Below are 16,368 nucleotides of genomic sequence, written 5' to 3'. Positions count from 1 at the left end.
ATGATTATATCTTTTTTTCCATAATCTTCATATATTCAGCAATCATTTTTTTATGCGATCCTACAATATAGTCAGGTAGTTCTGTTACTGAAAAGAATTTAAGCTGAACTGCTTCTTCTTTATTCATAACAAAATCCCCTTCGTATTCATCTGTATAATAGGCGGTTGTTACAGATTGAAATTCATCACCGTTTGCTAATTTTGTAAAGTAGTTCGCTCCAGAAAATACATTGATTAGTCGCAAGTTCTTCACTTTTATTCCTGTCTCTTCATATACTTCACGATAAGCTGTTTCTTCTGGTGATTCACTAAGCTCCATTAGCCCGCCAGGTAGCCCCCATTTTCCGTACGGCTCTGTCCGCTGCTGCAATAAAACATATCCATTTTCATTTATAATGAGTACAACAGCACCAACTAAAATTAAAGGGCGATGACCAACTATTTTTCGTAATTCTTCTACATATCCCAACGTATCGCCTCCTTTTTCGTTGTCCACACTATTGTATCATATGTTCGAAACGACAAAATGCGTATATTTTTCATTTTTTTAACAAAATATTTATTTTATGTGATTCATCTACTGTAGCTAACATAATAGATTCCACTTCTGTACTCTCCTCTAGAAATTCTCTCGCCCAAGCTTCTGTTTTTCCTAATAATGCAAGAACATCTTTCTGTATCCTCCCATCCTTTACTAATACAAAAGAAACTGGAGATTTTTTTCCCGCCACTTTAAGATCAAGCCGCGAAACTGCTTCATATTCTGGATACCGAAATATAGAAACGACACCGTTTGCTTCCCATAATGCTAATTTAATCGTTTGAATATCGCTCACATTTCGCATACGAAGTTCCGAAAACAAATATTCCACGGTAATTCTCGCCTTTTTCAAATTGCTAAAATCAATGGAACCATTATTATAAGAATGATAGGTGCTGGCTCTAAAAAACGTCTCCATCTATCCCATTTCAGCATTAAAACTGAGCTTATAATATGAAGTACAACGAGTATGAACGTTGTAATCATCGAGCCCAGTAACCCTACTTTTTCATCAGACAATGCGTTAGAAATATTCCCACCAAGCAATAACACTAATACAACATCTAAAAAACGAAGTTATGCGATAGACCTTTGTCCCATCGCTTTCGCAACTAATATTAAAAATATGTATGCTATAATAGCCCGAATAACCCATTCACTACTAGAAAGATGCCGTGCTCCTTCAAAAATATGCATATGCATCACTTTGCACTCCTTACCCGTCTCAAACTGCTAACCTGTTTTAGTTTGCAACGTTTATGAGCATATATGTAAAAAAGCTGGTTCGTTTAAAAACGAACCAGCTTTTTTTACTTAACTGAAAACATATATTTTTTATACGTTTTCCGTACCGATAGTATGAGCCCCATCATAATCATATTCGAGAATAAGGAACTTCCCCCATACGATAAGAAAGGTAATGCAATACCTTTTACAGGCATTAATCCAACGATCATACCGATGTTTTGGAATATTTGAACTGTTAATATACCGATCGATCCAGCGCATAATAATGTACCAAATAAATTATCAGCGGAATAACCAATAATAATTGTTCGATATAGTAGTAATAGGAACAAGAAGACAACTAAGGCTGCTACGATAAATCCACCTTCTTCGGCAATTGTAGCGAAAATAAAGTCAGTATGCTTCTCTGGGATATAGACGCTTCCTCCCCCAAACCCTTTACCTTCCATTCCTCCACTACCTACAGCTAAAATCGATTGTTGCGTTTGATAACCTTGATCTGCATTTTCAAATGGATTTAACCAACCTACAATACGCGACTGTTGGTGAGGTTTTAGTAAAGTAACTAAATTATTATAGAAAAAATCTTGATACTTAAAGAAAATAAATATTAAAGCAGATAATATGGTCAACGGAATAACTGTACATAATGCTATCAATTTCTTTTGAATACCTGACATAAATAAAATACATGCAATAGCAGCAGCATATAAGAACACCATACCTGTATCAGGTTGACTATATACAACCGCCATAGGTGGAAGTGACACTAGCATAATTTTACCTACTAGCTTTAAATCTGTTTGGAATGTCCTTGCCATATACTGTGCATTATGTTTTACTGCTATACTCGCTACTACAAGTAGCAATGCAATTTTGAAAAACTCAGACGGCTGAATTTGTCCAAATACTGGGAAAACAAACCATCTTTTTGCACCTAATTTTTCAGGTGTAAAACCTGATGGTGGTAATACTTTCAAAAGAATAAGTGAAGCAAACCCAGCAATATAAAGCGGCCAAGATAATTTTTGTAACTGATCTAAATCAATGCTTGCAACAAGAAGTAACAATACAACCCCAATTATGTAGTTAACACCTTGTTTCATAGCAAAGTTTGCAGCTCCATACTGTCCCGTTTGCTGACTGCTATATATAGCAGCTATACTCGTCACACATAGTGCACACAAAATTAAAATTAATTTTACATCTAAACTTTTTAGAAACTCGGTACTTCTTTTCATGACATCCTCCTGAAACATTGTTACGGCAAAAATAAAAAACCAGGAGTCAACATTCTTCATGTTTTGACGACTGATTACACATTATCTATAAAACACTTATATAGAATAACTCTCTTTTTCATACAATACAATATATTATACTACAGTTTCATCAGTAAGATTTGCCAAAAAAATTATTCTTTTCTTATTTTATATCCATATACCATATATCAGCAATGTATTTTCGTAAATTCCTAATACATAATCGTTTATTGTAAGATTACTGGGAAAGATATTTATACATATAGTAGGATGTAGATGAAGAAATAAGATAATAAAAAGCTCGCATAAGCGAGCTTTTTATTAATATACAGATGTATTATTTTCTGACATGTTTTCTAAAATTTCTTTAACACGCCCTAAGAACTTACCACAAATTAAACCATCAAGTACTCGGTGATCAAGTGATAAACATAAGTTAACCATGTCACGAGCACCGAACATACCATTATCCATAATTACTGGGCGCTTTACAATTGATTCAACTTGTAAAATAGCCGCTTGTGGGTAATTAATAATACCCATAGATTGAACAGAACCGAATGATCCTGTGTTATTAATTGTAAATGTTCCACCTTGCATTTCGTCTGCTTTTAACGATTTCGTACGTACTTTTCCTGCAAGTTCTGTAATTTCACGAGCGATACCTTTAATTGTTTTCTCGTCCGCTTGCTTAATTACTGGTACAAATAGTTCTTCCTCTGTTGCAACAGCGATAGAAAGGTTAATATCTTTCTTCTGAACAATTTTATCGCCAGCCCACATTGAATTAATTTGAGGATACTCTTTTAACGCTTGTGCTACTGCTTTTACGAAGAAAGCAAAGAACGTTAAGTTAAAGCCTTCACGCTTCTTAAAGTCACCTTTGATTGAGTTACGGTATGACACAAGGTTTGTCACATCTACTTCAATCATCATCCAAGCATGTGGTGCTTCATGTTTACTACGTAACATGTTTGCTGCGATTGCTTTACGCACACCTGTTACTGGAATTTCGATATCTCCAGGCATTGTAGGTACAGAAACTGGTTTCGCAGCTTCTACTTTTTGCGCTACTGGTGCTGCTTTTGGTGCTTCTGGGCGAGCTTCTACTACTGCCGCTACAGCTTCCTCTTTCTTCGCTGCACCTGCTTGCGGAATATTTCCAGATTCCACTAGCTTTAAAATATCTTTACGAGTGATACGGCCGTTTGCTCCCGTACCTTCTACTAGATCTAAATCAACGTTATGCTCACCCGCAAGTTTTAACACAGCTGGTGAAAAACGTGGTTTTCCATCAGTTGGTTGTTTTACTTTCGGTGCTTTTTCAGACGTAGCTACTTCTGCCTTTGGTTCTTCTTTCGTTTTTTCTTCAACAGCTGTTGCTGCTACTTCATCTGCGCCTTCTACTTGAATCACACAAACTACTTCACCTACAGCTAACGTATCACCTTCACCAGCGATTAACTCTTTTACAATCCCCGTGAAAGAAGATGGTACTTCAGCATTTACTTTATCAGTCATTACTTCTGCAAGCGGATCATACTTGTTTACGTGATCGCCAACATTAACGAGCCATTTACTAATTGTGCCCTCTGTAACGCTCTCCCCGAGCTGAGGCATTGTAATATTTTCTACAGCCATGTATAGTCCCCCCGATTAAAATTCCGCAAGTTCACGCATTGCTTTTTCAACTTTATCTGGATTTACCATAAAGAATTTTTCCATTGTTGGTGCATATGGCATTGCTGGAACGTCTGGACCTGCAAGACGTGCGATTGGCGCATCTAAATCAAATAGACAGTTTTCAGCAATAATTGCTGCCACTTCACTCATAATGCTTCCTTCTTTATTGTCTTCTGTTACAAGAAGAACTTTACCTGTTTTAGAAGCTGCTTCAATGATTGCTTCTTTATCTAATGGATATACAGTACGTAAATCAAGAATGTGTGCAGAGATGCCATCTTGTGCTAACTTTTCAGCCGCTTGAAGAGCAAAATGAACACATAATCCGTACGTGATAACTGTAATATCATCACCTTCACGTTTTACATCTGCTTTTCCGATTGGTAATACGTAGTCATCCTCCGGCACTTCACCTTTAATTAAACGATATGCACGTTTATGTTCGAAGAATAATACTGGATCTTCATCACGAATGGCTGCTTTTAATAAGCCTTTTGCATCATATGGTGTAGAAGGGATAACGATTTTTAAACCTGGTTGGTTTGCAAACATCGCTTCTACAGATTGTGAATGATACAATGCACCGTGAACACCCCCGCCAAATGGTGCACGAATTGTAACTGGACAAGTCCAATCATTATTAGAACGATAACGAATTTTTGCTGCCTCAGAAACAATTTGGTTTACTGCTGGCATGATGAAATCAGCAAACTGCATTTCAGCGATTGGACGCATACCATACATTGCCGCACCAATTGCTACCCCAGCAATTGCAGATTCTGCAAGCGGTGCATCAAGCGCACGATCTTCACCAAATTGATCATACAAACCGTGTGTCGCTTTAAACACGCCACCTTTTTTACCAACATCTTCTCCTAAAACGAATACTTTCTCATCGCGTTCCATTTCTTCGCGCATTGCTAATGTAATAGCATCAATATAAGACATTACAGCCATGAAACGTTCCCCCCTATTCTGCGTATACGTGCTTCAATGCATCTTCAGGTGCTGCATACGGAGCATTTTCTGCATATTCTGTTGCTTCATTTACGATATGCATAATTTCGTCTAACATTTGTTTTTCCGATTCCTCAGTTAATACACCAGCTTCTTTTAAATAAGCCGCGAATGTTATAATTGAATCTTTTTTCTTTGCTTCTTCTACTTCTTCTTTATCACGATAAACACGATCATCATCGTCACTAGAATGTGCTGTTAAACGATATGATACTGTTTCAATTAAAGTTGGGCCTTCACCACGACGACCGCGATCTGCTGCTTCTTTTACAGCTTTATATACTGCAAGCGGATCGTTTCCGTCTATTGTATATCCAGGCATACCGTAACCAATCGCACGATCTGATACGTTTTTACATGCTAATTGTTTTTCAACTGGAATAGAGATCGCATATTTGTTATTTTCACACATAAAAATAACAGGTAGTTTGTGTACACCAGCAAAGTTTGCCCCTTCATGGAAGTCACCTTGGTTTGAAGAACCTTCTCCAAATGTAACGAACGTTACTAAATCTTTCTTCTCCATTTTTCCAGCTAATGCAATACCAACTGCATGTGGTACTTGCGTTGTTACTGGAGATGAACCTGTAACAATACGATTTTTCTTTTGACCGAAGTGACCAGGCATTTGACGACCACCAGAGTTTGGATCTCCAGCTTTCGCGAAAGCAGACAACATAAGCTCTTTAGCTGTCATACCAAATGCTAGTACAACACCCATATCACGGTAGTATGGTAATGCATAATCTTTCTCTCTATCAAGAGCGAACGCCGCTCCAACTTGTGCAGCCTCTTGTCCTTGACAAGAAATTACGAATGGAATTTTACCAGCACGGTTTAATAACCACATACGTTCGTCGATTTTACGTGCAAGTAACATCGTACGGAACATTTCTAATACTTGCTCATCACTTAAGCCAAGCTCTTCATGGCGCTTTTCTTTTACTTCTGCCATTTTTCATAACCTCCTAAATCCACATTTTTATGCGTGTAACGCTCTTCCATCTACAGCAAGTGCTGCTTCACCAATCGCCTCAGATAATGATGGATGCGGATGAATTGTATGTGCTACTTCCCAAGGTGTTGCATCAAGTACTCTTGCAAGACCCGCTTCAGAAATCATATCTGTTACATGCGGTCCAATCATATGAACACCAAGAATGTCATTTGTCTCTTCATCAACTACAAGTTTTACGAAACCATCTGATTCTCCGTATACAAGTGCTTTTCCGATTGCGCGGAATGAGAACTTACCTACTTTTAACTTATAGCCTTTTTCTTTCGCTTCTTGTTCTGTTAAACCGACAGAAGCAACTTCCGGACTGCTATATACGCATTTTGATACCATAGAGTAATCGATTGGTGTAACTTCTTTCCCTGCAATATGTTCTACTGCAGCAATTCCTTCGTGAGAAGCAACGTGAGCGAGTTGCAGGCCACCGATTACATCTCCAATTGCGTAAATATGCGATTCTTTCGTTTGATAAAACTCATTTGTTTGAATGTATCCTTTTTCCACAACGATATCTGTATTCTCTAAGCCAATATTTTGCGTATTCGCTTGTCTTCCTACAGATACAAGCATTTTTTCTGCTTTAAATTCTTTATTTTCACCGTTGTGTTCAGCTTGGATTGTTACTCCATTATCTTTTACCAATGTTTCTGGTAATACTTTTGCACCAGTTACCACTTTAATACCTTTTTTCTTGAATAGACGTTGCATTTCTTTTGAAACGTCTTGATCTTCTAGTGGTAATATCGTTTTCGCATACTCTAATACTGTAACTTCTACACCGAAGTCAGCAAGCATAGATGCCCACTCAATACCGATTACACCGCCACCAACGATAATAATCGAACTAGGAAGCGTTTCCATTTTTAGAGCATGATCTGAAGACATTACGTACTCTCCGTCTAATTCTAAACCTGGTAATGAATTTGGACGAGAACCTGTTGCAATAAGTACATTTTTTGGAATTAACATTTCATTCTCTTCTCCACTTGCAAGTTCAACTGAAATTGTCCCTGGCATCGGAGAGAAAATAGATGGGCCAAGAATACGGCCAATACCTTCAAACACATCAATTTTACCTTGTTTCATTAAATGTTGAACGCCTTTATGAAGCTGCGTTACTATCTTCTCTTTACGCTCTTGTACTTTCGCAAAGTTTAGTTCTACATTGCTTGCAATAACTCCGAACTCTTCGCTTTTTTTAGCAGTTGCATATACTTCCGCACTACGTAAAAGAGCTTTACTAGGAATACATCCTTTGTGTAAACAAGTACCACCAAGATTTTCTTTTTCGACTAGTGCAGTTTTTAACCCTAGTTGTGATGCACGAATTGCAGCAACATATCCACCAGTACCGCCGCCAACGATGACTAAATCATATTCTTTTGCCATTATCTCAACCCCTAGCTACCGTTTCTTTTTCACGTACAACGTATTCTTTTGGAGCTTCTTCTTCACGTAATACACGAAGTGCTCCTTCTGCTAACGCTTCTAACTCATCTTCGCCTGGATGTACGATAACATCTGCAATCCAGTCCACTCGCTCTTTTATTTCATCGACAAGAATTTTACTGTATGCCAGTCCACCAGTTAATACGATTGCATCGATTTTCCCGTGAAGTACAGCGCTAGCTCCGCCAATCTCTTTTGCAACTTGATATGCCATTGCTTTATAAATAAGAGTTGCTTCAGGATCACCTTTTTCAACCATTTGCTCTACTTTAATCGCATCATTTGTACCGATTAAACTTACAAGTCCACCTTGTCCGACAAGTTTTTTAATCATTTCATCACGGTAATACTCACCAGAGAAACACATTTCTACTAGTTGCCCTACTGGTACTGTACCAGCGCGCTCTGGACTAAATGGTCCTTCTCCGTTTAAACCGTTATTCACATCGATTACTCTTCCTTTTTTATGAGCACCAACTGTAATACCGCCACCCATATGTGTAACTAATAAATTTAAATCCTCGTATTTGTGATTTAACTGTTCAGCTACTTTACGAGCAACTGCTTTTTGATTTAATGCATGGAAGATACTTTTGCGTTCCATACCAGCAATGCCACTTATACGAGCAACCGGTTCCATCTCATCTACAACGACAGGATCTACAATGAATGCAGGAATGTTTAATCCAGAAGCAATTTCATATGCTAAAATGCCTCCAAGGTTTGAAGCGTGATGACCGCTAAAGCCATTTTTCAAATCTTCTAACATCGCATCGTTTACTGTATACGTACCGCCTTCGATTGGACGAAGTAATCCACCACGCCCACAAACAGCGTTTAATTTTGAAATGTTAATACCATGAGAATGTAGAACTTCTAAAATCGTTTCTTTTCGAAACTCATATTGGTCGATAATTCTCTTATATTTTCCAATCTGTTCTACGTCATGACGAATCGTTTCTTCTAGAACGGGTCTTTCATTATCAAAAACACCAATTTTTGTGGATGTACTACCTGGGTTAATAACAAGAATTCGATTTACAGACAATGTTGCTACCTCCACTAATAAATTCAAAAGGAAGTGGAAACCTCATAAGAGGTAACCACACCTTTTGTAAAAGTTATATATGAATGATTAGCGACGGCTAATAATATCGTGACCGTTGCGTAAGTAAGTGCTACGAGAATTCTTCAAGCTTGCAATGCGCTCTTCAGCTAGACGATCTGCCGCTACATAAGTTGCTATGCCATCGCGTTTTGAAATTTCGATTACTTTTGCAATCGTGTCATAAATAGACTCAACACGTTTTAGTGCACGTTCTCTATTGTATCCATATAATTCGTCTGCTACGTTAATTACGCCACCTGCATTAATTACATAATCTGGTGCGTATACAATACCCATTTCATGAATGATGTCACCATGACGATCTTCTTTTAATTGGTTATTTGCAGAACCTGCGATTACTTTTGCTTTAAGTTGTGGAATAGTTTCATCATTAACTGTTGCGCCTAGTGCACATGGTGCGTAAATATCGCATTCAACACCGTAAATTTCATTTGGTTCAACTGCTGATGCACCGAATTCTTCTACAGCACGTTGTACAGCTTCTTTATTAATATCTGTAACGATTAATTTTGCTCCTTCAGCGTGTAAATGTTTGCATAGGTGATATGCTACGTTACCAACGCCTTGAACAGCAATTACTTTTCCTTCTAAATTGTCAGTACCGAAAGCTTCTTTTGCAGCTGCTTTCATACCACGGTAAACACCGTATGCAGTTACCGGAGATGGGTTACCAGAAGAACCGAATGATGGTGAGATACCTGTTACAAAGTCAGTTTCTTCATGGATAATATCCATATCATCTACTGTTGTACCAACATCTTCAGCTGTAATGTAACGTCCGTTTAGTCCTTGGATATAACGTCCTAGTGCACGGAACATTGCTTCGCTCTTATCTTTACGAGGATCACCGATAATTACTGTTTTCGCACCACCTAAGTTTAAACCAGCTGCTGCGTTTTTGTATGTCATCCCTTTTGCAAGACGCAATGCATCTTCAATCGCCGCTTCTTCAGAATCATATGTCCACATTCTTGTTCCACCAAGAGCCGGTCCAAGTGTTGTATCATGAATTGCAATAATTGCTTTTAAACCAGATTCTTTATCTTGACAAAATACTACTTGCTCATAATCATATTTTTCTAAGTATTCGAAGATTTCTAATGTCATTGTCGTTTCCCCCTAATGTTTTACCCTTTTTGGTTTATTTTGAAGCAGTCGCAACTGCCAATGCTAATGAATATACTTTTGTTTCTGCTGAATCAGCACGAGATGTTAAAACAATCGGTGCTTTTGCGCCAGCAATCATTGCTCCTACTTTTGCATCCGCAAAGTATACGAGTGATTTATATAGCACATTTCCAGCTTCAATCGTTGGGACGAGTAAAATATCTGCCTTACCTGCTACATCACTTACTATGCCTTTATGCTCTGCTGCAATTTGTGATACTGCATTATCTAAAGCAAGTGGTCCATCAACGATACAATCTTTAATTTGTCCGCGGCGATTCATTTGTGTTAACATCGCTGCATCAATTGTCGCCTGCATCGCTGGATTCACAACTTCTACTGCTGCAATTGGTGCCACTTTTGGCAAGTCGATCCCTATTGCCCGGGCAACTTCTACAGTATTTTGTATAATAGCAGCTTTTTGTGTTACATCAGGCGCGATGTTCATCGCTGCATCTGTAACGAAAATAAGACAATCGTAATTTGGAACTTCAAATGCTGCTACATGTGAAAGTACGCTACCTTTACGTAGGCCCCACTCTTTGTTTAACACAGCCTTCAAAATATTCGCTGTTGGGATGTTCCCCTTCATAAGCACGTCTGCTTCACCATTTCTCACAGCTTTAACAGAAAGTTCTGCAGCCTCTGCACTAGAAATTGCTGCAATCACTTCAACATGTTCTGAAGTTTGTAAACCATGTTCTTGTAGCATCCCCATTATTTTTTCTTGATTTCCATATAGACGAAATTGAGCTAACTGTAATTTAATTGCTTTCGCTACAGCTTCAATTACTTCATGATCTTCAGCTACTGCTACAGCTACAGTTTTTTTAGGCTGCCCTGCTGCTTGATCAATTAAGTATTCTAACTTCATATTTTGTAATCAACCCTTTCCGTCGTCCCTCGTCTATTTATAAAGCAAATACCGTGCCAACTTTTAAAAGTGGTCTTACCAATAATGAAAACGCATTCAAAATGCAGTAAAATCAATACTTTGGAAAATAACAAAAGATTCTGTCTTATTTTGTCACTTTTTGTATACCATGCAATAAATTGCACGGTACGCAATTTATTGCATGCTATTTTTTGCATGGTCATACTTTTCTAGCTTGTAATATAAATTTCGAACGGAAATTCCTAACGCTTTTGCAGTTTGCGTTTTATTCCCATCAAATCTCTCCAAATATTCATGAATAATATTCCCTTCAAACTCTGTCACTAAATGTTCAAGTGGCTTTTCTTCTAATTCAGGTAATAAATGAGATTGCTTTGACTCCACCTGCTCTTCGTTATGTAATGGCGGTAAATGGTGTACATCAATATAGGTCTCGTTATAATTCATAAAGATAATAGCTCTTCCCAGAATATTTTCAAGTTCCCTCACATTCCCTGGCCATTCGTATGATTGTAAATATAAAATGGCTGAATCAGTGAGCCCTTCTACATTACGACCGTAATCTTGATTAATTTTTTGAATCAATCTGTCCGCAATTGTCGGTATATCTCCTTTACGTTGACGAAGAGATGGAATTTGAATTGGGATTTTATTTAATCGATAATATAAATCCTCCCTAAACTTCCCTTCTAAAATAGCCTTTTCTAAATTCACATGCGTCGCTGCAATTACTCGAACATTAATAGGTATCGCTTTCGTTCCACCAACTTTTACAATTTCTTTTTCCTGCAGTACACGAAGGAGTTTCGCTTGTGTATTTGCAGACAACTCCCCTATTTCATCTAAAAAAATACTACCGTTATTTGCTTCCTCAAAGAACCCACGTTTCCCGCCTCTTTTCGCTCCAGAAAACGCCCCTTCCTCATAACCAAATAATTCACTTTCTAACAACGTCTCCGAAATGGCCGCACAGTTTACACGGACGAACTTATTGTATTTTCGATTACTTCCATTATGGATTGCATGTGCAAACAATTCTTTACCAGTCCCAGATTCACCGCGTAACAGTACTGTTGCTGGTGTATTTGCTCCTAGCTTCGCCTGTTCGATGGCTGCCGTTGTTTCATCTGAATTCCCGACAATATCATCAAATGAATATTTCGCTTCTAATGTGCGAATAATTTGCCTTGCTCTATTCAATTCATTTGTTAACTTTTGAATTTCCGACACGTCACGGATAACGCCGACGCTTCCTTTCAATATTCCATCCACAATGACTGGTGCCACGTTTACAATTACATCGCGCTTTTTTTGCCCAATCTTCATATGTATTCCGCGCACCGCACGACGCGTTCGAAGTACTTTCATATGCATACTTTCGCCTTCTACAATATCAGTTGTAGCAGGCTTCCCAATAATATCTTCTTCTGTTAAACCCGTTAATTTCGTATATGCCGGGTTAATGACTAAACCTCTTCCTTTTTCATCCACAACCGAAATTGCTTCTTCAGATGAGTTAATAATTGCCTCTAATAGTGTTTGAATTTCCTTTAAATCTGTAACTTCTTCCGCTAAATCTACAACTTCTGTTATATCTTTAAAAATTGCAAATGCCCCTTGTACCTCTCCGCCCTCTTTTAATATCGGTATACGCGTTGTAATAATTTTCTTTCCATTCTCTAATGTTAGTTCATAATTTACTTCTATTTGTTTCGTACGTATAATGCGAAGTAATTTACTAGTTGGAATGACTTCTAAAATATATTTTCCTATCGCCTCTTCTTTTTTATATCCGATAATACGCTCTGCACTTTTATTAAAAAGACGAACTTGTCCCTCTCGATCAATTACGATCATGCCGTCATGTGTAGAATTTAAAATTAATTCTCCTTGTTGCGTTTGTTCCTCTAATCGCCCAATTAGCCCTTCCTTCTCATGCGCTAATCCTGTAACAATTTTTGCGATATCACCTGGTATAAGAAGAGTGTCTTTTTTCTTTTTTTCCAATAAAACCTTATGCATATCATCTTCACCTGTCATATCAAATATTACATCGATATGCATAGAAAGAAATGGAGTTACATTCTCTCCAATTGCAATCCCGTATTCCTTAGCAATTTGCAATCCTTTTGCCAACGGATTTATATCAATAATCCCTATAATTTGAAATATATTCGAACTTTGTAACAGATTCAGCAGTGCGCTCCCGCCTTCACCTGCACCAACAATTAATACTTTTTGTTTCATATATTCCACTTCCTCTCGAAGTAACTCTGCAAATTTTTTCACACCCTTATCTTACTCGTTCAGCACCCTCTTGACAAACCCCCTTTCCGTATAACATCATTAAAATATACGAAATAATCTGAAAAGGAGCGTTATGTATGCAGCGTTACGTTGCTCTACTATTAGCACTCATCCCTATTTCATTAGCTGTGTTTGGTATAAAGTTAATGAGAGATACTGTATTCGGGATTCTATTTCCACCAATCTCTATACTGTGGTTACAATTTTTAATCGGCGCTCTCTGCTTCGGGCTCGGGTTTTATATCTTCGGTGGCTTCGTCTTGCACCGAGACCGTAAACGAAATAAAGTACAAGCTCGCTTTAGAAGATAGGAATGCCCCACTATTTATAAATAAAAAAATGAGACCGTTACACGCGGTCTCATTTTTTTATTGGCATTAACGTTCTTGCCGTTTCAGGGTAATCAGTAATAATCGCCGATATATTCATATCAAAATATTTACGCATAAGCGTTTCTTCATTAATTGTATAAGGGCGAACCTCTACACCACTTTCCATCGTTAGTTCGGCAATAGCATCTTGAAGGTAACGATAATTCGGATGTACTGCTGTAGCCCCCATTTTTTTCGCGTATGCCCACGGACTATGCAAACCTTCGCGATATAAAATTGCTGTTTGAATATCAGGAGCCATCATATGGCACCGTTTCATACTGTAGTGATTAAACGAAGAAAATACAACGCGATCCTCTAGACTAAATTTCCGTACAAGCGTTATAACTTCTTCCTCTAAACCTCTGTATGGAATTTTATTATTTTTAAGTTCAATATTAAGTAGCAAACTCGTTTGTTCAAGCCATTCTAATACCTCTTCTAAAAGTGGTATTTTACAAAAACCTACTTTATCACCAAATTTATAACTTGCATCTAACTTGCATAAGTCCTCATATACATAATTCCGAACCGCGCCTTTTCCATTTGTTGTCCGGTCCACCGTTTCATCATGAATGACGACAACTTTTCCATCTTTCGTTAATTGAACATCAAGTTCAATTCCATCCGCTCTAAAAGACTCAGCCGCTTCAAATGAAATCATTGTATTTTCTGGGTACGTTCCAGCCGCACCACGATGTGCAAATATAAGAGTCATCCTCACTCCCCCAATCTTATGCTATACTATACGAAAAAGGAGGTACTTCTATGAGACCATTACAAATCTCTCCAGATACTGCAGTCCGCTTATCAAAAGCACTAGGTGTTCCACTTGAACAACTCATGCATATGCCGCAGCACATTTTAATTCAAAAGCTAGTTGAATTAGAAAAACAAAATAAAGACGAAGAATAATACAGTCCTGTTTTGCAGGACTTTTTATTATTTTCTATTATATCACGGATGCCTTTCCTACTAAAATCCTTTAACAGATGTACTACGATGTGATTTAGCCGTTCCTTCATCATTTAATAATGAATCACATCTTTTCTTTTTTTGTTACACGTCATAAAGAAAGCAGACTATTTATTTATAAGTCCCCATTGCGTCCTAAAAACACGATCATAAAAAAACTAGAAGCCCTTTATATTATTTTTTATTGAACGTGCGGAGCATCCCCTGATTCGTATAGTTCTTTCGCTTTTTCCTCCCCGAATGTAGTTAAAATATAATGTTGCTCTTCTAACGCATCCATTGCTCTAGTTGCTTTACAAACGCTATCTTCTTGAGCATCCGAGAAATAATTGTGATCTTCTACAATTTTACTAAAATCTTTTTTCGCCCATCTATCAGCAATTGCTAAAAGTTCATTTTTCTTCGTAAAGCTACTCTTATTTATAATTTCTTTTAATTTTTTAGCATTACTTTGAATCATTGGGATAGAGCCCGATTTTCGTTCTGCCACCACTTTTTGATGAGTCATGCGATGCATCGCTGTAATGACTTCGCTTTCAGTAGAATTTTCAGTAACATACACATCAACAAAGACCCCATCCACCTCTCTACCTACTATTGTTTGGTCTTCTTTTTTATCTATTTGAGCGCTCACTTCTTTATCTACTGGATTATCTGCAAGTTCTAACATTCCAAATGTAACTGCAATAGCAAGAACTCCCATAGCTGCTACTATTCCTAGCCAAGTTGAAATCTTATTTTCCATTCCCCTTCTCCCTATCTATATCTATTTTATTACCTTATAAAAAAACTCACTTACATGTAATATTACTAAAAATAGGTTTTATTTCCCATGATATCAAATAATCTCTTTTTCTCAACAAAATAAAAAGACCAACGAATTATAACATTCATTGGTCTTTCATTAAAAAGTTTATTGGCTTTAAAATTAACATCGAGCATAGCGTTCCAGCATACATCGGTTTTACTAAAACGAAAACCCATTGCTACTTCTACTCTCAACTAGCTTTATGTTCAAGTCTCAGCTTATCCGCAACCATTGCGATGAACTCAGAATTCGTAGGTTTTGCTTTTGACATGGATACTGTATAACCGAATAAGGACGAAATAGAATCAATATTCCCACGGCTCCAAGCTACTTCAATTGCGTGACGAATTGCGCGCTCCACACGGCTTGCTGTGGTATTATATTTCTTTGCGATATCTGGATACAATACTTTCGTAATCGATCCTAATAATTCGATATCATTGTATACCATGGAGATTGCTTCTCGTAAATACATATATCCTTTAATATGAGCGGGTACACCAATTTCATGAATGATACTCGTAATACTCGCATCTAAGTTTTTCGGTTTTCCATCTACTGTTGTTGCTGATCGGAATGATGGTAGTGGACGCTTAATCATAGCATTTGCTTTACCACTCACTTGACGAATATGACTCGTTAAATTCTCCATATCAAATGGTTTTAATATGAAATATGAGGCACCTAAGTCAACTGCTTTTTTCGTCACATCTTCTTGGCCAAATGCTGTCAACATAATTACGCTAGGCTGTTTTAACCTTTCAATATGTCGCATTTTCTCCAATACAGCTAAACCATCTAAGTGTGGCATAATAATGTCTAAAACGAGTACATCAGGTTGCTTATCTGTTAATAAGTTTAAACACTCTTGACCATTATAAGCAGTACCGATTACTTCCATATCATCTTGAGCGGCTACATAGCTCTCTAACATTGATACTAGTTCTTTATTATCATCCACAAGACATACTTTAATTTTCTCCACAGCTTTTCCTCCCTTAC

At 37.5% G+C, this 16,368-nt stretch carries 15 protein-coding genes and 1 pseudogene; 2 read left to right on the top strand and 14 right to left on the bottom strand.

What is annotated here, in order from left to right:
* Positions 1 to 4: 4 nt before the first annotated feature.
* The 11 genes and pseudogenes from ACTFO4_RS03630 to ACTFO4_RS03580 all read right to left on the bottom strand — a co-directional run bounded on the left by ACTFO4_RS03630 (position 5) and on the right by ACTFO4_RS03580 (position 13,152).
* Positions 5 to 469, bottom strand: a complete 465-nt coding sequence (locus ACTFO4_RS03630; RefSeq protein ID WP_000542536.1) for an NUDIX hydrolase — start codon at positions 467 to 469, stop codon at positions 5 to 7.
* 70 nt (positions 470 to 539) lie between these two features.
* A pseudogene (locus tag ACTFO4_RS03625) lies at positions 540 to 1,243 on the bottom strand (DUF421 domain-containing protein).
* 107 nt (positions 1,244 to 1,350) lie between these two features.
* Positions 1,351 to 2,529 (bottom strand): FtsW/RodA/SpoVE family cell cycle protein, encoded by a 1,179-nt coding sequence (locus ACTFO4_RS03620; protein WP_000831181.1) that lies wholly within the window; start codon positions 2,527 to 2,529, stop codon positions 1,351 to 1,353.
* A gap of 342 nt (positions 2,530 to 2,871) precedes the next feature.
* Entirely contained in the window at positions 2,872 to 4,191 is a 1,320-nt protein-coding gene (locus ACTFO4_RS03615) for a dihydrolipoamide acetyltransferase family protein (RefSeq protein WP_000257660.1), read from the bottom strand.
* Positions 4,192 to 4,206: 15 nt separating this feature from the next.
* Positions 4,207 to 5,190 (bottom strand): 3-methyl-2-oxobutanoate dehydrogenase subunit beta, encoded by a 984-nt coding sequence (gene bfmBAB / locus ACTFO4_RS03610; protein WP_000290071.1) that lies wholly within the window; start codon positions 5,188 to 5,190, stop codon positions 4,207 to 4,209.
* Positions 5,191 to 5,203: 13 nt separating this feature from the next.
* Positions 5,204 to 6,205 (bottom strand): 3-methyl-2-oxobutanoate dehydrogenase subunit alpha, encoded by a 1,002-nt coding sequence (gene bfmBAA / locus ACTFO4_RS03605; protein ID WP_000852551.1) that lies wholly within the window; start codon positions 6,203 to 6,205, stop codon positions 5,204 to 5,206.
* Between the two features lie 27 nt (positions 6,206 to 6,232).
* Positions 6,233 to 7,654: a dihydrolipoyl dehydrogenase gene (gene lpdA / locus ACTFO4_RS03600; protein ID WP_001051289.1), complete on the bottom strand. Its 1,422-nt coding sequence runs from the start codon at positions 7,652 to 7,654 to the stop codon at positions 6,233 to 6,235.
* 4 nt (positions 7,655 to 7,658) lie between these two features.
* The gene (gene buk, locus ACTFO4_RS03595; protein WP_000115781.1) at positions 7,659 to 8,762 is read right to left on the bottom strand and encodes a butyrate kinase; all 1,104 of its coding nucleotides are present in this window, start codon (positions 8,760 to 8,762) and stop codon (positions 7,659 to 7,661) included.
* Between the two features lie 87 nt (positions 8,763 to 8,849).
* Positions 8,850 to 9,950 (bottom strand): leucine dehydrogenase, encoded by a 1,101-nt coding sequence (locus ACTFO4_RS03590; protein WP_000171355.1) that lies wholly within the window; start codon positions 9,948 to 9,950, stop codon positions 8,850 to 8,852.
* Between the two features lie 34 nt (positions 9,951 to 9,984).
* A complete protein-coding gene (gene yqiS, locus ACTFO4_RS03585; RefSeq protein WP_440013124.1) occupies positions 9,985 to 10,884 on the bottom strand; it encodes a phosphate butyryltransferase in 900 nt (299 codons plus the stop codon).
* A gap of 195 nt (positions 10,885 to 11,079) precedes the next feature.
* A complete protein-coding gene (locus ACTFO4_RS03580; protein ID WP_061457711.1) occupies positions 11,080 to 13,152 on the bottom strand; it encodes a sigma-54 interaction domain-containing protein in 2,073 nt (690 codons plus the stop codon).
* A 137-nt stretch (positions 13,153 to 13,289) separates the two neighbouring features.
* On the opposite strand from ACTFO4_RS03580, the gene ACTFO4_RS03575 reads away from it, so the two are divergent.
* Positions 13,290 to 13,523 carry a DUF2627 domain-containing protein gene (locus ACTFO4_RS03575; RefSeq protein ID WP_001190211.1) on the top strand — a complete coding sequence of 78 codons (234 nt, stop codon included), beginning with the start codon at positions 13,290 to 13,292 and terminating at the stop codon, positions 13,521 to 13,523.
* Between the two features lie 49 nt (positions 13,524 to 13,572).
* Here ACTFO4_RS03575 and ACTFO4_RS03570 read toward each other — a convergent pair whose 3' ends face one another.
* The gene (locus ACTFO4_RS03570; protein ID WP_061457699.1) at positions 13,573 to 14,301 is read right to left on the bottom strand and encodes a glycerophosphodiester phosphodiesterase; all 729 of its coding nucleotides are present in this window, start codon (positions 14,299 to 14,301) and stop codon (positions 13,573 to 13,575) included.
* A gap of 50 nt (positions 14,302 to 14,351) precedes the next feature.
* Here ACTFO4_RS03570 and ACTFO4_RS03565 point away from each other — a divergent pair, with 50 nt between their 5' ends.
* The gene (locus ACTFO4_RS03565; protein ID WP_001247671.1) at positions 14,352 to 14,498 is read left to right on the top strand and encodes a YycC family protein; all 147 of its coding nucleotides are present in this window, start codon (positions 14,352 to 14,354) and stop codon (positions 14,496 to 14,498) included.
* Positions 14,499 to 14,739: 241 nt separating this feature from the next.
* On the opposite strand, the gene ACTFO4_RS03560 is transcribed toward ACTFO4_RS03565, so the two are convergent.
* The gene (locus tag ACTFO4_RS03560) at positions 14,740 to 15,303 is read right to left on the bottom strand and encodes a PRK06770 family protein (protein WP_061457700.1); all 564 of its coding nucleotides are present in this window, start codon (positions 15,301 to 15,303) and stop codon (positions 14,740 to 14,742) included.
* A gap of 253 nt (positions 15,304 to 15,556) precedes the next feature.
* Positions 15,557 to 16,351, bottom strand: a complete 795-nt coding sequence (gene spo0A / locus ACTFO4_RS03555; RefSeq protein WP_011110369.1) for a sporulation transcription factor Spo0A — start codon at positions 16,349 to 16,351, stop codon at positions 15,557 to 15,559.
* Positions 16,352 to 16,368 lie beyond the last annotated feature (17 nt).

Origin of the sequence: Bacillus cereus group sp. MYBKT14-1 (assembly GCF_051915185.1) — a bacterium.
Taxonomy (GTDB): Bacteria; Bacillota; Bacilli; order Bacillales; family Bacillaceae_G; genus Bacillus_A; species Bacillus_A cereus.
Note: the sequence above shows the minus strand (reverse complement) of the source record. Positions and strands in the feature narration are given on the sequence as shown.